Genomic DNA, 20,890 nt, shown 5'->3' with positions numbered 1-20,890 from the left:
CGTTTTAGTTTACTTTTTCTTAAAACTAAGGGCTTTCTATTTTATGCTGAAGGGCGAAATATGCTCTTTTTGAGGCTTTTTCTTCTGCCTTTTTTTTTGAAGTAGCTCTTGCCTTGGCCAATATTTTTTCTTCAATAGTCAATTTCACTGCAAAATGTTTTAAAACATCGTTGCCTGTGTCCTCATAAACATCGTAATAGAAGCTCTTTTTCTGTTTTTGACACCATTCAATGACAAGGCTTTTATAACTTATTACCTTGCCTTCTAACTGTTCTATATCTACATAAGGCTCAATAACACGTGATTGAATAAATTTCTCGCAATATGTATATCCACGGTCTAGATAAATAGCTCCGACCAAAGCTTCAAATACATTACCATGAATGTTCTCTCCAAAATGTGATTTCGGAATTCGGCTTTCCACATAACTCAATAAATTCAAATCTTTGCCTAGTTCATTCAGGTGCTTTCTGCTCACAATTTTAGAACGCATTTTGGTCAAATAGCCTTCATCCCCTTCTGGAACACTACTATAAAGATGTTTAGAGATAATGGTACCCAACATAGCATCTCCCAAAAACTCTAACCGTTCATAATTCATTGGATTACCTTGATCATCGCGTTTGTTTACTGATCGATGCAAAAAGGCCTTTTTATAAATGTTGGTATTTTTAGGTTTGAATCCTAAAATGCGCTTAATCCCTAAAAAAAAATCCCCATCCTGTTCAGAATGGGAATTAAATATTTTGGGAGAAAATTTCATCTATTATATTAACTAAGTTTTTTAAATAGCACACAGGCATTATGTCCTCCGAACCCAAAAGTATTGCTCATGGCTACATTCACCTCTCGTTTTTGCGCGGTATTAAGCGTTAAATTTAATGAAGGGTCTATATTTTCATCAACTACATTATGATTTATAGTTGGAGGAACCAAACTGTGTTCCATTGCCAAAATAGATGCAATTGCTTCAATAGCCCCAGCCGCCCCTAGTAAATGGCCAGTCATTGACTTAGTAGAATTAATATTAATGTTTGGGGCATGAGATCCAAAGACTTTTGATATTGCCTTAAGTTCTGCTACATCACCTAATGGCGTAGAAGTTCCATGCGTATTTATAGCATCAACATCTTCCGCTTTTAAGCCCGCATTTTCAAGACAATTTTCCATTACCTTAACAACCCCTATACCTTCTGGGTGAGGAGCGGTCATATGATAGGCATCGCTTGAAAGACCTCCACCTAATACTTCGGCATAAATTTTTGCTCCTCTCGCCTTGGCATGTTCATATTCTTCAAGAATCAATGCTCCAGCACCCTCTCCTAAAACAAAACCATCCCTTGTTGCATCAAATGGTCTTGAAGCAGTTTCAGGGCTTTCATTTCTAGTAGATAGCGCATGCATAGCATTAAATCCGCCCATACCTGCAATGGTAACGGCAGCTTCGCTACCCCCGGTCACAACTATATTACAATGTCCCAACCTTATATAATTTAAAGCATCAATCATTGCATTAGCAGATGACGCGCAAGCTGATACCGTAGTATAGTTTGGCCCCATAAAGCCATGTTTAATTGAAATATTGCCAGGAGCAATGTCGGCTATCATTTTAGGGATAAAGAAAGGGTTGAATCTAGGCGTACCATCACCAGCTGCAAAATTCAAAACTTCATTTTGAAAAGTTTCCAAACCACCAATACCTGCGCCCCAAACCACACCTACTTTAAACTTGTCAATTTTTTCTAAATCAAGTCCAGAATCAATAATTGCCTCATCAGAAGAAATCAGTGCATATTGTGCAAAGCGGTCTAATTTTCGAGCTTCTTTTCTATCAAAAAAGTTTAAGGGGTCATAATCTTTAAGTTCGCAGGCAAACTTTGTCTTAAACTTTTCAGTATCATAATAAGTAATGGGAGCAGAACCGCTTTTTCCGTTCTTAAGAGCATCCCAATAGGTTTTAATATCGTTCCCAATCGGTGTCAGAGCACCAAGACCAGTAACTACAACTCGCTTTAACTGCATAGAACTACTTTTTACCTATTTACCGTTGAAATTAAAAAAAATTATCCATGTGGAAGATTACCACATGGATAATTGTTACTCTTTAGTAAGATAACATGAAATTACTTAGCTTCTTCTATATAACTGATTGCTTGACCTACAGTAGCAATGTTTTCAGCTTGATCGTCTGGAATTTGAATATCGAATTCTTTTTCGAACTCCATGATAAGTTCAACAGTGTCCAATGAATCAGCACCTAAATCGTTGGTAAAACTTGCTTCAGATACAACTTCATTTTCATCAACTCCTAATTTATCAACGATGATAGCTTTAACTCTTGATGCAATGTCTGACATAATAATATCGGTTTTAAAATTTAATCTCGGCAAAAATATAAAACTTTGGATTAAATCCACCATTTGTCGATAAAATGTGCTGTAAATTACTGTTTTAACCTACTTAGACTTAATTTAGCGGCTAATTTAAAGCATATATGTGCCTTGAAAACTAGAAATGAATAGAATAGTTATACTTGCCTCAGGGTCGGGGTCAAATGCAGAAAATATAATTAATTACTTCAAAAAAAGCCCTCAGATAAAAGTGGTTTGTGTTTTGACCAATAAAAGATTAGCTGCGGTGATTGACCGGTGTAACCGTCTAAAAGTGCCAGCATTTTATTTTAATAAAACTGCTTTTTTGAATTCAGATATGGTTCTTTCATTTTTGAAGTCTCAAAACCCAAGCCTTATTGTTCTTGCTGGTTTTTTATGGAAGATTCCTAAAAATTTAATTGTTGCTTTCCCTAATAAAATTGTAAACATTCACCCTGCATTACTTCCTAAATATGGAGGAAAAGGTATGTACGGAAACCATGTACATGAGACAGTAAAAGCCAATAAAGAAACGGAGACAGGTATAACCATACATTTTGTCAATGAAAATTATGATGAGGGTGCCGTTATACATCAAGCCTCAACAAAGGTTTCACAATCAGATACCGCCGAAGATATCGCAACTAAGGTGCATGCTTTGGAATATGAACATTTTCCAAAGGTCATTGAAAAATTATTGAACAATAATGGCTAAAAAGAAAAAGTTTTATGTGGTATGGAAAGGAAAGCATCCGGGTATTTTTGATTCTTGGGATGATTGCAAAGCTCAAATTGAAGGGGTGAAAGGAGCCCAATACAAATCTTTTCAAACTTTTGTTGAAGCCAAAAAAGCATTTAACAGCAATTACCTTGAATATAAAGGAAAGACAAAAGGCAAGTCTGAACTAACACCTGAAGAACTTCTTAAGATTGGAGAGCCCAATATGCATTCCATTTCTGTAGATGCAGCATCAAGTGGCAATCCCGGGGTAATGGAATACCAAGGGGTTGATACCAAAACCAAAAAAAAGCTATTCAAACAAGGCCCCTTCAAAGAAGGCACTAATAATATCGGGGAGTTTTTAGCCTTGGTGCATGGTTTAGCTTTTTTAAAACTACAAAAAAGTGACCGAGTCATATACTCAGATTCTAGAATAGCTATTGGATGGGTTCGCAAAAAAACTTGTAAAACCAAACTAAAGCCTAATCTTAAGAACAAAGAAGTTTTTGAATTGATTACCCGTGCAGAAGCTTGGCTGAAAAACAACAGTTATAGTACTCCAATTGTAAAATGGGAGACCAAGGCTTGGGGTGAAATTCCAGCGGATTTTGGAAGAAAATAGTTTTATAAATAAAGGTATATTTGCAGCAAAATTCCAATTTAATGGGTAAACTTTTGATTGTTGGCTCCCTTGCATTTGATGCTATTGAATCACCTTTTGGCAAAACCGATAAAATATTGGGAGGTGCAGGAACTTTTATAGGTCTGGCCGCATCAAAATTTCATGTTGACGCTGCCATAGTTTCTGTAGTAGGTAATGATTTTCCCCAGGAATACTTTGATGTATTGACGGGCAGAAACATTGATATTTCAGGCGTTGAAATTGTAAAAGATGGAAAGACTTTTTTCTGGAGCGGAAAATACCATAACGACATGAATTCTCGTGACACTCTAGTTACTGAATTGAATACCCTAGGTGATTTTAATCCCATTGTTCCTCAAAATTATAAGGATGCCGATGTGGTAATGCTGGGCAATTTACACCCATCAACCCAGCTGAGCGTAATCAATCAAATGAAAGAACGACCAAAGCTCATCATTTTAGATACCATGAATTTTTGGATGGACAATACCTTACCAGAATTGTTAGCTGTAATAAGACATATAGATGTCATCACCATTAATGACGAAGAAGCGAGACAGTTATCAGGTGAATACTCTTTAGTTAAAGCAGCTGAAAAAATAAGTGAAATGGGACCCGAGTATGTAGTTATTAAAAAGGGTGAACATGGTGCGCTTCTCTTTCATGAAAAAAACATCTTTTTTGCTCCGGCGCTTCCGCTAGAAGAAGTTTTTGACCCTACAGGTGCAGGAGATACTTTTGCAGGTGGTTTTGCAGGATATTTGGCAAGCACAAGGAATATTTCGTTTGAGAACATGAAAAATGCCATTATACATGGCTCTAATTTAGCATCGTTTTGTGTCGAGAAATTTGGAACGGAACGAATGCAAACATTGCAAAAAGAAGAAATTGATAAAAGGCTCCATCAATTTAAAGCCTTGACACAGTTTAATATTGAATTACAATAACCCATGCCCTGAAGATTCGGGGCATTTTTATTTGACAAAACATGAGTGATGCTATTAAGCACGAATGTGGAATTTCATTGATTCGATTGTTAAAACCTCTTGAATATTATAAAGAAAAATATGGTACAGCCTTCTACGGCGTAAATAAAATGTACCTAATGATGGAAAAACAGCACAATCGTGGCCAAGATGGTGCAGGTTTTGCAAGTATCAAGTTAGACATGGAACCAGGCGAACGCTATATGAGCAGAGTTCGTTCTTCGCAACAACAGCCAATTCAAGATATTTTCAAACAAATAAATGATCGTATCAACTCGGCTATAGCAGAAAGCCCTCAGTTATGGAATGATGTTGCACGTCAGAAAAAAGAGATTCCCTATATAGGGGAATTGTTGTTGGGTCATGTGCGCTACGGAACTTTTGGTAAAAATAGTATTGAGAGTGTTCATCCATTTTTAAGACAGAACAATTGGATGCATCGAAATCTCATTGTCGCTGGTAATTTCAATATGACCAATGTTGATGATTTGTTTGGAAGCTTAATTCAGTTAGGGCAGCATCCAAAAGAAATGGCAGATACCATTACTGTAATGGAAAAAATCGGTCACTTTTTAGATGACGCTGTAGCTAAGCTCTATAAGCAAATTAAAAAAGAAGGTTTTAACAAACGTGAAGCTTCTCCAATAATCGCAGAACGGTTAAACGTGGCCAAAGTGTTAAGAAAAGCCGCAAAAAATTGGGACGGTGGCTATGCCATGGGTGGTTTACTAGGTCATGGTGATGCTTTTTTATTGCGTGACCCCGCAGGCATTAGACCTAGCTACTATTATAAAGACGATGAGATAGTTGTTGTTGCTTCTGAAAGGCCGGTTATACAAACTGTTTTCAATGTAAAATATGAAGAAGTTAAAGAATTAGACCCAGGTCATGCCATCGTTATCAAAAAAAACGGAGCGGTTACCTTTGACCAAATATTAGAACCAACAGAAAGAAAAGCATGTTCTTTTGAGCGTATTTATTTTTCTAGGGGCAGTGACAAAGAAATTTACCAAGAACGAAAAATGCTTGGAAAATTGGTGTTTCCAGAAATCTTAAAGGCAATTGATGGAGACATCAATAATTCAGTTTTTTCATACATCCCTAATACTGCCGAAACCTCTTTTTTAGGAATGGTAAAAGAAGCACAGAACTATCTTAACAATAAGAAAGAAGAACAAATTTTAGCTCTAGGTTCTGATATCACCAAAGAACAATTGCACAAAATATTAGACGTCAGACCCAGAATTGAGAAAGTAGCTATTAAAGACGCGAAGCTAAGGACCTTTATAACCCAAGATAGCAGTCGTGATGATTTAGTCGCCCATGTTTATGATATCTCTTATGGTTCTGTAAAACCCGATGATAATTTGGTCATTATTGATGATAGTATTGTTCGTGGTACGACGCTTAAAAAAAGTATACTTCGTATGCTTGATCGCTTAAACCCTAAGAAGATTGTTGTAGTCTCTTCAGCTCCTCAAATTCGTTATCCTGATTGTTACGGTATTGATATGGCTAAGTTGGAAGATTTTGTTGCATTTAAAGCTGCCTTGGCACTGCATAAAGATTATGGCACTACTGCCAAAATTGAAGAAATCTATCATAAATGCATAGAACAGGTGAATTCAAAAGACAAAGACGTTGTCAATTATGTAAAGGAGTTTTATCAACCCTTTTCTTCAGAGCAGATTTCTAAAAAAATCGGTGAAATTTTAAGCCCTGATGGTATTGGCGCTGATGTAGACATCATCTACCAAACCATCGATAACCTACATATTGCCTGTCCTAAAAATCTCGGTGATTGGTATTTTACAGGAAACTACCCAACACCTGGTGGAAATAGAGTAGTTAATAGAGCTTTCATCAACTTTTTTGAAGGTAAAAACGAACGTGCTTACTAATTCTGCATTCCAATAATCAGAAGAGTGCATTTCATCGATGAAAATGGCCTTTTGCCGTCTTTTTGATTTTTCGACTTTACAGCAGTTTATATTAGTAGCTACCATAGCATAAGTAGGTTAAGTTCATGGTAAGATTTGGGGCAAAAAAGGTGGAGACTTCTCCACCTTTTTTATTTTAATCGACTTTCTTCAGCACTTGTACTCCTTTTCTTTAGCTTTTATAATCCATTTTTTGACTTGTGGCAGTTCAACCTAATTAAAGGGCGTTTGTCTAAAAGCTTTTATAGTAGAGAACTGTTAAGATACATTTGTAGAACCATAGCATAAGTAGGTTAAGTTCATGGTAAGATTTGGGGAAAGAAGGCGGACATTGTTCCGCCTTCTTTATGTTTGAATACCAATGTATTATCTCCAAAAAATGTTAAATTCAAAATTTCCGTTCATTTTTCGGTATCAAAAAATTCTTAAAATTTCTTTGTTATTTCTCACAATACCAGTAATTTAGTCATGCCATAGCATAAGTAGGTTAAGTTTATGGTAAGATTTGGGACGAAAAGGGTGGAGGCTTCTCCACCCTTTTCTATTGTACTTATTTCGTTGTAAGACAAAAAAAGCGCAGTTATGAAACTGCGCTATTATTCCTACAAACAAAACTTGCGTCTATTTACTCGCTGCATAATTCTCTGAAACCTTGTCCCAATTGATCACATTGAAAAAAGCAGAAATATAATCAGGTCTTCTGTTCTGATAATTTAAGTAATAAGCATGCTCCCAAACATCCAACCCCAAAATTGGATGACCTTCACAGGCAATACCGGGCATGATTGGATTGTCTTGATTGGCAGTAGAACAAATTTCAAGTTTACCTCCTTTGTGAACACATAACCAGGCCCAACCAGAACCAAATCTTGTCCCTGCTGCTGCGCTAAATTTTTCTTTAAATCCATCAAGAGAACCAAACGCATCATTTATTGCATCTGCAAGCTCCCCTTCAGGATTTCTCCCTCCATCAGGTGACATTACTTCCCAAAAAAGTGAGTGATTATAAAAGCCCCCTCCATTATTTCTAACAGCTGCATTATTCATGTCCATATCAGAAAGTATGTCCATAATACTTTTTCCATCTAAGTCCGTACCTGCAACGGCACCATTCAACTTGGTGGTATAACCATTATGATGCTTGGTATGGTGTATTTCCATGGTACGTGCATCAATATGTGGTTCCAATGCATCGTACGCGTATGGTAACTTGGGCAATTCAAAAGCCATAATATGTGTGTTTTTAAGTTATTAATTCTGTCTATCAAAAATACAATTTTAACAAACAAAATCAGTATAATAAATGTTAACAAGATGGTAAGAATCCGTACTTTGCAATAAAACTATTTGAATACTACAGGCTTTAAAATATATAATGCTTCAGCTGGTTCTGGAAAAACATACCAACTCACCAGAAGATATCTTATACTAGTACTTACACCAAAATCAACACAAAAGTACGCACAACTTTTAGCCATTACATTTACCAATAAAGCCGTTGGTGAAATGAAGCAACGTATTCTACAAAATCTTTATGATTTTGGACTTGTAGAAGCACCATCAAATAGTGCCGATTTATTTGAAGAAATAAAAGCTTATTTCAATTTAACTTCAGAAGAACTTAGAAAAAAAGCAAAAGTAACCTTAAAAGAGTTATTGCATAATTATGCTTATTTCGAAATTTCGACAATAGATAAATTTAATCACAAAATCATTCGAACTTTTGCACGTGATTTAAAAATCGCACAGAATTTTGAAGTTGAACTTGATATCGATTTACTTTTAAATCAAGCAGTTGCCAGGGTATTGAACAAAGCTGGCACAAACAAAAAGCTTACTGACTTTCTAATTGATTTCGCTTTAGAAAAAATTGATGATAACCGAAGCTGGAATATAGCCTATGATCTAAACATAATTGGGAAAATTTTGTTTCGCGAAAATCATGTTTCTCATCTAAAAAAACTTGAGAATAAAAATATTGATGATTTTATTGCTCTTAAAAATCTGCTGAAACTTCGTATCAAAAAGAAACAAAACGGTATTGTAAAAAAGGCGCAAAAAAATTTAGAGCTTATTTCTGAAGCTGATCTGGAATTTCAGGATTTTTCTGGAAAATATTTTCCAAAATTCATGGAAACCATAAGCCGTGCCAATTTTACTGTCAATTTCAATGCGGGATGGAAACAAAATTTTGAGACTAATCCATTATACAATAAGTCTTGCCCTGAAAATATAAAAGCCATCATTGACGAACTTCAACCAGAATTCACGACTAATTTCAATACTATTAAAGAAGGGTTTCAATATCTGTCGTTCTTATCAAAAGCCTACAAAAAGATAGTACCATTAACCCTCATAAATGAGATTTCAAAAGAATTAAAAAGTATACAAGAAGAACAAAATCTTCTGAATATTAGCGAGTTTAACTCCATCATTTCTAATGAAATAAAAAACCAACCCGTCCCTTTTATCTATGAACGGCTAGGCGAAAAATACAGGCACTATTTCATTGATGAGTTTCAAGATACTTCACAAATGCAATGGAAAAACCTTATTCCTTTAATCGGCAATGCTCTAGAAAGTGAAGATGAACTAGGTCAAAGAGGATCTTTGTTATTAGTAGGTGATGTAAAACAGGCTATATATCGTTGGCGTGGCGGTGAAGCCACCCAATTTTTAAATCTTTCATTGGAAAATGAAAACCCGTTTGTTGTCCACCCCTCCATAGAAAACCTAGATAAAAATTGGCGAAGTCATGATGAGGTAATAAACTTTAACAATCACTTTTTCACATTTATAGCCAAAAAACTTGAGAATAATCTGTATCAAAAGCTTTATCAAGAAGGAAACCAACAATTAAAAAACGCTAAATCGGGTGGTTATGTTTCCATTTCTTTTTTAGATGCTGATAGACAGCAAGAAACACATACGCATTGTATGCAAACTCTAGAAAACATTCAAAGCGTTTTGTCTAAAGGGTTTGACTACAAAGACATTTGTATTCTCGTTCGCAACAACAATCAAGGGGTGTTGATTGCCGACTTTCTTTCCCAAAACGAAGTGCCTTTAGTCTCTGCTGAAGCGCTTTTGCTCAAAAACTCTCCTGAAGTCAATTTTCTGATAGCACTATTATACTTCATTGAGCAGCCACAACATAAAGAGTATCGATTTTTGATTTTAGAATATCTAGCTGACAATACTTCCCTTAAACATGATTTTATTGCCGGCAATATTCAAGAATTAGAAAAATTTTTAAGCAACGTTTATAGCTTTAAAGTAGGGGTTTCAAAACATTTACCATTATTGGATTTGCTGGAATTAGCTATTCAAAAATTCAACTTAGTCCCAAAATCAAATGCTTATGTAGCTTATTTACTAGACGAAGTCTTTGTTTTTGGAAAAAAAGAAAGTAATTCTATTTTTGATTTTTTACAATACTGGGAGCGCAAAAAAGATAAACTTTCTATTGTGGCTCCTCAGAATTTAAATGCGGTCTGTATTATGACCATCCATAAATCCAAGGGACTGGAATTTCCGTTCGTTATCTTTCCATTTGCTCACAATAAAATTGATGACAAATTAAAAAGCAATGATCTATGGGTGCCTGTACCCGAAGAAGATTTTAATGGATTTGATGAATTATTGCTAAAAAATTCTTCTGAACTTGAAGATTTCTCTGAAGAAGCCAAAATGGCTTACATTATAGAGTCTAATAATTCGGTATTAGATGATTTTAATGTACTTTATGTTGCCCTCACAAGGGCTATTACTGGTCTATTCATAATTTCAAGTCCTCCAAGAAAAAGTAGTACAGACTCAAAAAATATGTCTTATGTATCTCTATTGACAAATTATCTTAAGTACTTAGGTCAATGGGAAGATTCAAAACCTCATTATTCATTTGGTTTACTTGAACAGAACAAAGCTGTTCAAAAAGACAAGAATCTACAATTTAGCATACCATATATATATACAACCAAAAGTACTGCCCGATTTAACATGGTGAAATCAGAATTTGTATTTATCAATCCTGACCAACAAGAAGCCATAAATACGGGCAACCTTTTACATAAAGCATTGAGTTTAATTTATACAAAAGCTGATATTGTTCCTTCTATCAATGAACTCCTAGAAAGTGGTGAGGTAAACCAACTTGAGTATAGCTACCTTGAGAAAATAGCACATGAAATTGTAATGCACAATCAACTTAAAGAGTACTATGCCAATAACCTTATTGTTCAAAATGAGATTGAAATACTAAACCCGAGTGGTTCGTTGGTTCGGCCCGACCGTGTAATTATAAAAGATAAAGAGGTTACCATTATTGACTATAAAACTGGGCAACCCTATGAATCTCATAAAAATCAGTTGGAAGATTATGCGGCGGTCTTTACAAAAATGGGGTACTTTGTATCTGATAAAATACTTGTTTATATAAACAAAACTGTCAAACCCATATTCGTTTAATTATGTACGGTAAAATTAAAAAGCATTTACAAAAAGAGTTGAAATCTATTGAAGAAGCTGGCCTCTATAAAAAAGAGCGAATCATTACTTCCCCGCAAGATGCTGTCATCAAAATTAGCAGTGGAGAAGAGGTTGTCAATTTTTGTGCAAATAACTATTTAGGGCTATCGTCACATCCTGAAGTCATCAAAGCTGCAAAAGACGCTCTTGATACGCATGGTTTTGGAATGTCATCGGTTAGATTCATATGTGGGACTCAAGATATACACAAGGATTTAGAGTCAAATATCGCTGAATTCTATAAAACAGAAGATACTATATTATATGCTGCAGCATTTGACGCCAACGGTGGGGTCTTTGAACCCCTATTTACTGCTGAAGATGCTATTATTTCAGATTCTTTAAACCACGCCTCTATCATTGATGGTGTTCGCCTATGCAAAGCTAAAAGGTATAGGTATGCCAATAGTGATATGAATGATTTGGAAGAGCAACTAAAACAGGCTAACTCAGATGGTTCGCGGTTTAAGATTATTGTAACTGATGGTGTTTTTTCAATGGATGGACTTTTGGCCCCGTTAGATGACATATGTGATTTAGCAGATAAATATGATGCATTAGTAATGATTGATGAATGTCACTCAGCTGGTTTTATTGGAGAAACTGGCCGAGGAACTCTTGAAGAAAAAGGGGTTATGGGCCGCATCGATATTATAACTGGAACTTTGGGTAAAGCATTGGGCGGTGCCATGGGCGGTTATACTACTGGAAAAAAGGAGATTATTGAGTTATTGCGACAAAGATCAAGACCTTACCTATTTTCAAATTCTCTAGCACCGGCAATAGTAGGTGCATCCATAAAGGTTTTTGAAATGCTGCAAAACGACACTACATTGCGTGACAAACTTTATGAAAACACCCTCTATTTCAAAAAAGGAATGAAGGAAGCTGGTTTTGACATTGTTGAAGGTGATTCCGCTATAGTTCCTGTCATGCTTTATAATGCCAAGCTATCCCAGCAAATGGCCGATATGTTACTAGAAAAAGGTATATACGTTATTGGTTTCTTTTATCCAGTAGTTCCTAAAGAGAAAGCTAGAATTCGAGTACAACTGTCTGCAGCTCATGAAAAAGAACATTTAGATAAAGCAATTAATGCATTTATTGAAGTTGGAAAAGCATTAAAAATCGTTTAAATGCTTAAAAAAATCTATATAATACGTTAAAAAAAAAAGAAAATTGATTTTGTTAATAGTTCTTAACAACTTACATTTGCAGCTGATAAACACTTAAACGTAAAATTTTGAACATGAAACATCTTAGCAAATTATTAGTTGTTGCCTTATTGGTTTTAGGCGTAAACAACATACAAGCGCAAGACGAAAATAATCCTTGGCAGATTAGCTTTGGTGTAAACGCTATTGACGTTTATCCAACTAATGACGCTTCTGCTTCTTACCCTACAGGAACTTTATTTTCTGAGTACTTTAATGTCAATGACCACTGGAATATTATTCCCTCTTTATCTTATGTCGGAGTGTCTAAGTATATTGGTGATGGCTTCTCAGTTGGGGCTAGAGGTTCTTTGAACAAAATTGAAAACCTTGGTGATGTAGCTGTTGACGATCTTTCGCACTATGCAATTGATGGTACAATTAAGTACAACATTTTAAAAAATAAAAAACTTGATCCATTTGTTGAAATCGGTGGTGGTTACACATGGGTTGATGAAATAGGTGCTGGTACTTTTAATGGTGGTTTAGGCTTGAACTATTGGTTCAGTGACAACGTAGGTGTTACCGTTCAATCTCAATACAAGCATGCTTTTGAAGATTACGGTGTAAAACACTTCCAACACTTAGCAGGTATAGCAATCAAATTTGGTGGTACTGACACTGATGGTGACGGTATTTATGACAAAGACGATGCTTGTCCAGAAGTTGCTGGTCTTGAAGCTTTCAATGGTTGTCCTGATTCTGATGGCGATGGCATCGAAGATGGTAAAGATAGCTGTCCTGATCAAGCTGGTTCTAAAGAAATGAACGGTTGTCCTGATGCTGATGGAGATGGTATTGCTGATAAAGATGATGCTTGTCCTAATGAAGCAGGTATTGCTGCCCTTGCAGGTTGTCCTGATGCTGATGGTGATGGTGTAGCTGATAAAGATGACGAATGTCCTAGTGAAGCAGGTCCTGCTGAAAACAAAGGATGCCCTTGGCCTGATGCTGATGGCGATGGTGTATTAGACAAAGATGACCAATGTCCTCAAGTTGCTGGTACTGTTGCTAACAACGGTTGCCCTGAAGTAACTGAAGAAGTTCAAAAGCAATTAAATGATTATGCTAGAACTATATTGTTTGATACTGGCAAGGCTTCTATTAAAGCTGAATCAACTTCTGTGATGGTTGATATCATTCAAATCTTGAGCGAATACCCAACTGCTAAGTTTACGGTTGAAGGTCACACTGATAGCGTAGGTAGTGCTAAACTAAACCAAAGTCTTTCTGAGAAGCGTGCTAACTCTGTTAGAGATTTCTTAATTGACAAAGGAATTGGTTCTGATAGATTAACTGCTATTGGTTATGGAGAAGACAAGCCAATCGCTACAAATAACACTAGAGCTGGTAGAGCTCAAAACAGAAGAGTTGAAATCAACTTGATAAAATAAGTTTAAGTATAGACTTTTAAAAAAGCCTCGACAAATATGTCGAGGCTTTTCTTTTTATAATTAATGGATTCTTTTTTACAATATGTAACCAAAAACACCTACAATAAATACGGTTCTTTTGAGAACTTAATTTTTGTTGTACCAAGTGTTCGTTCTGGCACCTATTTAAAAAAATATATTGCCCAATTAATTAACACACCCATTTTTAGTCCCACTATTATAAGCATTGAAAACTTTATCCAAGAAGTTTCTCAACTACGAAAAACACCAAATACAGAATTAGTATTCAGGCTATACAACATTTACTTGAAATCAGATATAAAAGAAAAGGATGATTTTTTCTCCTTTAACCGATGGTGTCAAACCTTATTGGCTGATTTCGATGAGCTCGATAGGTATCTAATAGATACCCACAGTCTATTCGATTACTTGACTGCCCTTACTAAAATTAAAGAATGGGGTAAGACCAACAATCTTACTACTTTGATTACCGATTATGTGAAATTTACTAAATCATTCAAGTACCTCTACGATACTTTGACCGATGATTTGCTGAAAACTAAAGATTCTTATCAGGGGCTTCGATACAAAGAAGCTGTTAAAAACATTAAATTATATATTAACCAAACAGAAACCAAATCACATATTTTCGTTGGTTTTAATGCGCTAAATAGTGCGGAAGAATTTGTCATCCAAAAAATTCTAAAAGAATCCAATTCTGAGATATATTGGGATATTGACGAATACTTTTTAAAAGATTCGTTACATGATGCCAGGTATTTCATCCATAAGCATAAAAAAAACTGGTCTTATCTTACCGATAAACCCTTAAATGGAATAAGCAACCATTACCTTTCTAAAAAGAGATTTGAAATTACGGGTATTCCTAAAAACATTTCTCAAGCCAAATTTATTGGCTCATTATTGTCAAAAATCCATTTAAAGAAAGATTCCAATCAGCCCATAGCTCTTGTTCTTGCCGATGAAACATTATTGCCCGCTGTATTAAATTCAATTCCTTTAGAAGTTACTGAAATCAATATCACCATGGGGTATCCTTTAAGTGATACAACGGTTTCAAATTTCTTTTCAATTCTTATCGATTTTCATATAAGTGCCTCAAATGATTCTTGGTACTTTAAAGATATTCTGCGCCTACTTTCAAACCCAATCTCAATAACACTATTAGATAGCAATGAAGCACTTACCAGCATGCTTATTGAAAAAATTCTGAAAAATAATTATTCTTATTTAAGTGCTGAAGAACTTCATGGGCTAATAAAACATGATAGTTCTTTCTTTAATGGCTTATTTCCACTAAAAAAGTTGAATTCCAAAGAATTTATAAACCTTTCTGTGGCCATTGTTTCTTATTTAAAATCTTACTATACCCAGGCAAATCAACTTATTGAATCAGAAAGCTTACAACTCTTTCATAAATTATTTAATCAACTCTCGCAATACACGACCAAGCTAGACTATCTTAAAGATTTAAAACCTCTAAAAGCAGTATTGGTGGAACTCATCTCACTAGAAAAACTGAATTTTCAAGGTAGCGCGACCGATGGGTTACAAATTATGGGAATGTTAGAGAGCAGAACTCTAGGTTTTGAGACTGTTATTATAAGCTCTATCAATGAAGGTATTTTACCCGCTGGAAAAAGTAATAACTCCTTTATACCCTATGATGTAAAAAAGGAGTATCATATGCCTACTTTTAAAGATAAAGATGCTGTTTATACATATCACTTTTATAGGTTGTTACAAAGAGCCAAAAATATTTATCTAACCTATAATACAGAACATGATGTTCTTGAAGGTGGTGAAAAAAGCAGGTTTATAACACAATTGATGACCGATTCTAATTTGACGGGATCTGTTATTCATCAAATTGCTGTGCAGGATACCCCATCTAATCTATACTCTGAAAAACAAATAGATAAAACCCCTATGCTGCTTAAACAAATTAAGCAGATCTGTTCATCGGGGTTCTCGCCTACATCTTTGACGAATTATATTAAAAATCCTTATGGTTTTTATAAACAACATATCTTAAAAATTAAAGATTTACAACAGGTTGAAGAAACCATCGCCCACAATACTTTCGGTACCATTATACATGATACTTTAGAAGATTTGTATACCCCTTATATCGGAAAAACACTAAATAAAACTTTAATTACGTCTCTTAAAAAGAGAGTAGAAGTTATTGTGCGCCATAATTTCTCCAAAAGCTATTCGGATAAAAATATAGAGAAGGGTCAAAATCTTATTGTGCTAAAGGTCATTAATAAGTACATTCAATCGGCTCTTGATTTTGAAATACAAGAGGTAGAAAAAAAGCAAATCAAAGTTTTGGCATTAGAGCAAGAACTAAAAATAGAACTTGATATTCCTGATTTAGATTTTCCTGTTTTTCTAAAAGGAAAGTTAGATCGTATCGATGAGGTCGATGGTCAATTGCGAATTATAGATTATAAAACTGGGCAAGTTACTTCAAGTGAGTTAGAAATTTCAACCTTTGAGGAGCTTACTCTTGATGATAAAAAAACCAAGGCTTTTCAATTACTTTGCTACGCATTACTCTATTGCAATAAAAACAGTATACAGTTTGTGAATGCAGGTATTCTTCCCATCAAAAATCTAAATAAAGGGATTTTATATTTCGCCAAAAAATCTACCGCTAAACCAATCAGTAAAAACAATTCAATTACCGAGCAGCTCTTGCAAGATTTTCAATCTCAACTAAAACACCTTATTTTAGAAATTACAAACCCCAATATTCCATTTAAGGAAACTCTGGTTTAATTATTTTAAATCGGGTCTAGTAGGTCTAACCTCTATCTTACTAGGCAGCGTTCTTGGATTCATCTGAAGTAAATCAATGACCAATTTACCAATATCTTCAGGTTGAATTTTCCAAGCATCTTTTTCAGAAGGCTCATTACCATTAAAATAAGTCGCTACAGAGCCTGGCATAATCGTACTGACTTTAACGTCATATTTTCTTAAATCTAACATTGCGGCTTGTGTAAACCCGACCACCCCAAACTTTGTCGCGTTATAACCGGCTCCTGAAGCAAAAAAGTTTGTACCGGCCAAACTGGCCAGAGTCATATAATAGCCTTTTGCATTTTTTAAAGCTTCCACAGTTGCTTTTAAGGTATAAAAAGCTCCTGTTAAATTCGTATTCAACATTTGATCCCATTGCTCCAAATTCATTTTGTCGATAGGCGCAAAATACCCAACTCCAGCATTTGCTAATACAACGTCCAATTGTCCCCATTTATTCAGAATATCTGTAACAGTCTTCGCTTCGTCTTCATATTTTGTTACGTCTGATTGTAGTCCTAAAACAACATTTGTTGGACCCAAACTTTCTGCAGCTTTCTGAACTGTATTTAGATTTCTACCACTAATAGCAACTCTCATTCCTTTTTTTAATAATGCTTCGGCTACGGCATATCCAATTCCCTTACTTCCTCCTGTTATATATGCGACTTTGTTTTCTAAATTCATGTCAGCGTCTATTCAAAAATTAATCTATTATATAGTCAAAAATAACAAGTTATATTCCTAAAAATCCTAATTTGAACTTTATAATCGTATTTTTTAAGTTCTCTATATGATTAAAGTTAAAGCCCCGGGAAGAGTATGTTTGTTTGGTGATCATCAAGACTATTTAGGGCTACCCATTATTGCCTGTGCCATTGACAAACATATTTATTTAGAAGCCGTCCCAAATCAATCTCAGGTGATTAAAATTCAATTCATAGATATCAATGAAAATAGAGCTATTGCTGTTCCCATTAAACTTGAAAATTATGATCCAAAAGATGCATTTACGGCAGTTTTAAAAGTACTTCAAAAACAAGATTGTTTTCCCAACAAGGGATATGATATTACAATAAAAGGGGCTATCCCCATCAATGCTGGCCTATCGAGTTCTTCAGCCTTACTATTGGTTTGGATTGGTTTTTTGGTCGGAGCTTTTGGAAAGGGCAAACAGTACCACCAAGAAGAACTAGCTAAAATCGCCTATGAGGCCGAGGTTCTAGAAAGAAATGGTCCAGGAGGAAAAATGGATCAATATAGCATTGCTTTAGGCCACATCATTTATCTTGAAACGAATGACAATGCCAGCTACAAAACATTTAAGAGAGAATTACCAGGTTTGATTATAGGTGAATCAGGTATCTCTAAAGACACCTTAGGACTTCTTGCCGACAGGCGTAGTTTAGCTATTGAAGCGTTGAGGTTTCTAGAAAATCAGTTGCCAAGTTTTGACATTAAAAAAGTAACCCTATCGACAATTGGTACTTATACAAAAGTATTACCCAATCATCTTAGCCCTTATTTCAATGCTGCAATCAATAACTATTTGATAACTCAAAAGGCTTTATTAGAATTTCAAAGAGATAAGCTCCACCTAAAAAGTATAGGCGTTCTGATGAGTGCACACCATCTTATTTTAAAAAATGACTTAAAAATTACCGTCCCCAGAATTGACCATATGATTGATGCTGCCGTATTAAACGGTGCCTATGGCGCCAAGATTGTAGGCTCTGGCGGAGGTGGTTGTATTGTAGCATTAGTGCCAGAGCAAAATGAAGAATTAGTAATCAATGCACTTAAAAAAGCAGGAGCGGTTAATGCTTATAAAGTCAGTGTATCAGAAGGCATTATATTATAAATAATACTGCAATGAATCAGAATCTTATCATTTTAGCTGGAGGTGTCTCTTCGCGTATGAAGAAACAATCTGAAAGACAGAATCTATCTTCAAAAACTATTCAACAGGCGAATACACGCAGTAAGGGACTGATTGAGATTGGAGATGGCAATATACCTTTTTTACATTATTTGGTAAACAACGCAAAAATGGCTGGTTACCTAAATATTTATATGGTCATTGGTGAAAATGATACGCTGTTTCAAGAAGTTTATGGGAAAAAAGAGCGTGAAAACAACTTCAAAGGGCTTATTATCTCTTTTGTCCGGCAATATATTCCTGACGGAAGAGTAAAGCCCTTTGGCACTGCTGATGGGGTTTTTCAAGCTTTAGAACAGTATCCTACTTTACGGTCAAGTATGTTTACCGTATGTAATTGTGACAACCTTTATTCTAAAAACATACTTGCGGCATTAAGAAAAACAAAAGCGCCCAACGCGCTAGCTGGTTATGACCGTGATAGTCTTAAATATACTACAGAACGAATTGCTAGATTTGCCCTAATGAAAGTGGGTCAAGACAATAGTCTAATCGATATTATAGAAAAACCATCCGATGAAGAAGTATTGAACTATTATGATACTGAAGAAAAATTAAGGGTCAGTATGAATATTTTCAGATTCAATGGCGACCTATTTTACCCTTTTCTACAAAACTGTCCAGTCCACCCACAACGAAATGAAAAAGAACTACCTACAGCTTTATTGAATATGGTTAATGAGATTCCAAGAAGTGTGGAGGTCATTCCAATTTCCGAACATGTGATTGATTTGACAAGTAAAGAAGATATTGCTACTGTCAATGAATATTTAAAGAAACATTATCCTAATGGGCTAGATTGGAAATAAAAAGCCCACGTATCTATGAAGGCTTTTTCGTTTGAAATAATCCCTCTTTAACTTATTTAGTTGTAGAGGGTATTTAAAATTCCAATTCGGCAAGGGCAAAATCCCCTTTCGGACTACCGCATACAGAACAACAATAATCTTCAGGAAGATCATTAAATTTTGTTCCCTTCGCAATAGTGTTTTTTTGGTCGCCAAAACTATGGTCATATATGGTCATACAAGAAAGACATTGATATACCTCGTTCAATATTATTTCCTTATCGGAAACCTCAGTTTCCTTGTTTTTTAAAGTCCCCAACTGGTGAAAGTACTTTTTGCTAAGTTCCATTAATAAACCAGGTAGCTCAATCTTATCGATATCTTGGGCGTAAGTAATATAGTTGTTTGTATTGGGGTCAAAACTTTCAAAGTGCAATACATTGTATGTAGGTCGCACCTCAAAATTCCTTATAATAGTGGGAGGTTGGTTCTTCTCGATAATAACCGAAGAAAAGTGAGATCGCTTACCGACATCATTACTTATACCAAAAGTGAGTCCATAAGTACTAATATCATTTTGGTCAAAACTACGAACCAAGTATTTTTTCAATTCTAGTGCTTCATCATCATCTACCGGCAGGTGCCAATTCATCTCTAATTGCGAGTGCCTTACGTTGATACCCCATTGCCCTAAAAAACGCTCCAAATCAGGCCTGCTGTTTTGTTTTATGCCTTTTACAATGAAGGACTTCCAAGGTGTAATGCAGATTTTCCCAACTCCATTATCGAGGCAGAAACCACAAAATTCCTTTAAAAAATCAAGGTTGTATCGATTATTCCTCCAGTACAGTCCAAGCCAATATTGATCTAGTCCCATTCGATTCATTCCCTCATAGTAAGGAAAAGTCAAATACGGAATTTCTAAGGCCTTATCCATATGCCTATGATTGGCATCGGTTCGTTGGTTGAGCATATAGAAAAGAGATTCAATATTCTCTGCCTCTTCAGAAATCTCTTCAACTGCTTTACATATTTTTATAATGTCCCAGGTATATACCAATACTGATAAATACATGGGTTTCTTCCAATGTGGAAGATCTACATGCAGATACCAATAATCTTCTTGTTCAGAAGCTATAAAATTAAGATTCCCGCTAAAAATGGGTACTAATCTTTGTTTAGGATCAGTAATGTTGATTTTTAGCTTTGGTAAATAATCAAATTGTTCTAAAATATAGAGATACGTAGACCCTTTGAGCCAATAGGTCATATCAAATATGTCAGCCGCGACGTATGAACTCACGATGTTTTGATAGCTCCTGTCACCAATGATATCGGTATTAAATTTTGATTCACATTCAAGTTCTAGCTCATTATTATGTTTTAAGGGGAAAAGAAGGTCTTGTCGTGAACCAAAAAATACTTCGGTTAGACCTGCAGAGACCAACATAGCGATACTGTCCTTTAGTTCACCAGGTGAGGTAACACCCCCTTTAAAAAGTATACGGTATAGATCATTATTTTCCATAAATCT

16 protein-coding genes are annotated in these 20,890 nt (G+C 35.3%); 10 read left to right on the top strand and 6 right to left on the bottom strand.

All coding sequences use genetic code 11. The features are described 5' to 3' along the window. Positions 1 to 25 precede the first annotated feature (25 nt). From rnc to RM706_RS05365, 3 genes are all read right to left on the bottom strand, one after another. Positions 26 to 763, bottom strand: coding sequence for a ribonuclease III (rnc, locus tag RM706_RS05375; protein ID WP_311349999.1), 738 nt, complete (start codon positions 761 to 763; stop codon positions 26 to 28). An 8-nt stretch (positions 764 to 771) separates the two neighbouring features. Next, the gene (gene fabF / locus RM706_RS05370; protein ID WP_311349998.1) at positions 772 to 2,022 is read right to left on the bottom strand and encodes a beta-ketoacyl-ACP synthase II; all 1,251 of its coding nucleotides are present in this window, start codon (positions 2,020 to 2,022) and stop codon (positions 772 to 774) included. A gap of 101 nt (positions 2,023 to 2,123) precedes the next feature. After that, a complete protein-coding gene (locus RM706_RS05365; protein ID WP_047247024.1) occupies positions 2,124 to 2,357 on the bottom strand; it encodes an acyl carrier protein in 234 nt (77 codons plus the stop codon). A gap of 157 nt (positions 2,358 to 2,514) precedes the next feature. Between RM706_RS05365 and purN the strand changes: the two genes are divergently transcribed. Genes purN through RM706_RS05345 form a run of 4 tightly spaced genes read left to right on the top strand, consistent with a single transcriptional unit; the run spans position 2,515 to position 6,623 of the window. Continuing rightward, on the top strand, positions 2,515 to 3,087 hold the full coding sequence (purN, locus tag RM706_RS05360) for a phosphoribosylglycinamide formyltransferase (protein ID WP_311349997.1): 573 nt from the start codon (positions 2,515 to 2,517) through the stop codon (positions 3,085 to 3,087). Further along, positions 3,080 to 3,715: a ribonuclease H1 domain-containing protein gene (locus tag RM706_RS05355; RefSeq protein ID WP_311349996.1), complete on the top strand. Its 636-nt coding sequence runs from the start codon at positions 3,080 to 3,082 to the stop codon at positions 3,713 to 3,715. The genes purN and RM706_RS05355 overlap by 8 nt, the downstream gene beginning before the upstream one ends. 41 nt (positions 3,716 to 3,756) lie before the next feature. Beyond that, positions 3,757 to 4,683 carry a PfkB family carbohydrate kinase gene (locus RM706_RS05350; RefSeq protein WP_311349995.1) on the top strand — a complete coding sequence of 309 codons (927 nt, stop codon included), beginning with the start codon at positions 3,757 to 3,759 and terminating at the stop codon, positions 4,681 to 4,683. A 41-nt stretch (positions 4,684 to 4,724) separates the two neighbouring features. Continuing rightward, positions 4,725 to 6,623, top strand: a complete 1,899-nt coding sequence (locus RM706_RS05345) for an amidophosphoribosyltransferase (protein ID WP_311349994.1) — start codon at positions 4,725 to 4,727, stop codon at positions 6,621 to 6,623. A 660-nt stretch (positions 6,624 to 7,283) separates the two neighbouring features. Here the strand turns inward: RM706_RS05345 and RM706_RS05340 are convergent. After that, on the bottom strand, positions 7,284 to 7,892 hold the full coding sequence (locus RM706_RS05340) for a superoxide dismutase (RefSeq protein WP_311349993.1): 609 nt from the start codon (positions 7,890 to 7,892) through the stop codon (positions 7,284 to 7,286). A gap of 117 nt (positions 7,893 to 8,009) precedes the next feature. On the opposite strand from RM706_RS05340, the gene RM706_RS05335 reads away from it, so the two are divergent. From RM706_RS05335 to RM706_RS05320, 4 genes are all read left to right on the top strand, one after another. Continuing rightward, positions 8,010 to 11,129, top strand: coding sequence for a UvrD-helicase domain-containing protein (locus RM706_RS05335; protein ID WP_311349992.1), 3,120 nt, complete (start codon positions 8,010 to 8,012; stop codon positions 11,127 to 11,129). A gap of 2 nt (positions 11,130 to 11,131) precedes the next feature. Next, the gene (gene kbl / locus RM706_RS05330) at positions 11,132 to 12,325 is read left to right on the top strand and encodes a glycine C-acetyltransferase (protein ID WP_311349991.1); all 1,194 of its coding nucleotides are present in this window, start codon (positions 11,132 to 11,134) and stop codon (positions 12,323 to 12,325) included. A 113-nt stretch (positions 12,326 to 12,438) separates the two neighbouring features. Continuing rightward, positions 12,439 to 13,797 carry an OmpA family protein gene (locus RM706_RS05325; RefSeq protein ID WP_311349990.1) on the top strand — a complete coding sequence of 453 codons (1,359 nt, stop codon included), beginning with the start codon at positions 12,439 to 12,441 and terminating at the stop codon, positions 13,795 to 13,797. Positions 13,798 to 13,860: 63 nt separating this feature from the next. Then, positions 13,861 to 16,605 carry a PD-(D/E)XK nuclease family protein gene (locus RM706_RS05320; protein WP_311349989.1) on the top strand — a complete coding sequence of 915 codons (2,745 nt, stop codon included), beginning with the start codon at positions 13,861 to 13,863 and terminating at the stop codon, positions 16,603 to 16,605. Here RM706_RS05320 and RM706_RS05315 read toward each other — a convergent pair whose 3' ends face one another. Further along, positions 16,606 to 17,316 (bottom strand): SDR family oxidoreductase, encoded by a 711-nt coding sequence (locus RM706_RS05315; RefSeq protein WP_311349988.1) that lies wholly within the window; start codon positions 17,314 to 17,316, stop codon positions 16,606 to 16,608. Between the two features lie 106 nt (positions 17,317 to 17,422). On the opposite strand from RM706_RS05315, the gene RM706_RS05310 reads away from it, so the two are divergent. Beyond that, entirely contained in the window at positions 17,423 to 18,490 is a 1,068-nt protein-coding gene (locus RM706_RS05310) for a GHMP family kinase ATP-binding protein (protein ID WP_311349987.1), read from the top strand. Between the two features lie 11 nt (positions 18,491 to 18,501). Continuing rightward, positions 18,502 to 19,377 (top strand): sugar phosphate nucleotidyltransferase, encoded by an 876-nt coding sequence (locus tag RM706_RS05305; protein WP_311349986.1) that lies wholly within the window; start codon positions 18,502 to 18,504, stop codon positions 19,375 to 19,377. A gap of 73 nt (positions 19,378 to 19,450) precedes the next feature. On the opposite strand, the gene RM706_RS05300 is transcribed toward RM706_RS05305, so the two are convergent. Further along, the gene (locus tag RM706_RS05300) at positions 19,451 to 20,884 is read right to left on the bottom strand and encodes a rubredoxin (RefSeq protein ID WP_311349985.1); all 1,434 of its coding nucleotides are present in this window, start codon (positions 20,882 to 20,884) and stop codon (positions 19,451 to 19,453) included. Positions 20,885 to 20,890: the final 6 nt, after the last annotated feature.

It is taken from the genome of Croceitalea rosinachiae (assembly GCF_031846445.1).
GTDB lineage: Bacteria > Bacteroidota > Bacteroidia > Flavobacteriales > Flavobacteriaceae > Croceitalea > Croceitalea rosinachiae.
The sequence above is the reverse complement of the archived record's forward strand: the minus strand, read 5'-3'. Positions and strand labels throughout refer to the sequence as shown.

Bases quoted from the DNA above. Each gene is read 5' to 3' on its own strand.
- rnc (WP_311349999.1), bottom strand. From the start codon at position 763: ATGAAATTTTCTCCCAAAATATTTAATTCCCATTCTGAACAGGATGGG.
- purN (WP_311349997.1), top strand. From the start codon at position 2,515: ATGAATAGAATAGTTATACTTGCCTCAGGGTCGGGGTCAAATGCAGAA.
- RM706_RS05320 (WP_311349989.1), top strand. From the start codon at position 13,861: ATGGATTCTTTTTTACAATATGTAACCAAAAACACCTACAATAAATAC.
- RM706_RS05340 (WP_311349993.1), bottom strand. From the start codon at position 7,892: ATGGCTTTTGAATTGCCCAAGTTACCATACGCGTACGATGCATTGGAA.
- RM706_RS05305 (WP_311349986.1), top strand. From the start codon at position 18,502: ATGAATCAGAATCTTATCATTTTAGCTGGAGGTGTCTCTTCGCGTATG.
- RM706_RS05355 (WP_311349996.1), top strand. From the start codon at position 3,080: ATGGCTAAAAAGAAAAAGTTTTATGTGGTATGGAAAGGAAAGCATCCG.
- kbl (WP_311349991.1), top strand. From the start codon at position 11,132: ATGTACGGTAAAATTAAAAAGCATTTACAAAAAGAGTTGAAATCTATT.
- RM706_RS05345 (WP_311349994.1), top strand. From the start codon at position 4,725: ATGAGTGATGCTATTAAGCACGAATGTGGAATTTCATTGATTCGATTG.
- RM706_RS05300 (WP_311349985.1), bottom strand. From the start codon at position 20,884: ATGGAAAATAATGATCTATACCGTATACTTTTTAAAGGGGGTGTTACC.
- RM706_RS05315 (WP_311349988.1), bottom strand. From the start codon at position 17,316: ATGAATTTAGAAAACAAAGTCGCATATATAACAGGAGGAAGTAAGGGA.
- fabF (WP_311349998.1), bottom strand. From the start codon at position 2,022: ATGCAGTTAAAGCGAGTTGTAGTTACTGGTCTTGGTGCTCTGACACCG.
- RM706_RS05350 (WP_311349995.1), top strand. From the start codon at position 3,757: ATGGGTAAACTTTTGATTGTTGGCTCCCTTGCATTTGATGCTATTGAA.
- RM706_RS05310 (WP_311349987.1), top strand. From the start codon at position 17,423: ATGATTAAAGTTAAAGCCCCGGGAAGAGTATGTTTGTTTGGTGATCAT.
- RM706_RS05365 (WP_047247024.1), bottom strand. From the start codon at position 2,357: ATGTCAGACATTGCATCAAGAGTTAAAGCTATCATCGTTGATAAATTA.
- RM706_RS05325 (WP_311349990.1), top strand. From the start codon at position 12,439: ATGAAACATCTTAGCAAATTATTAGTTGTTGCCTTATTGGTTTTAGGC.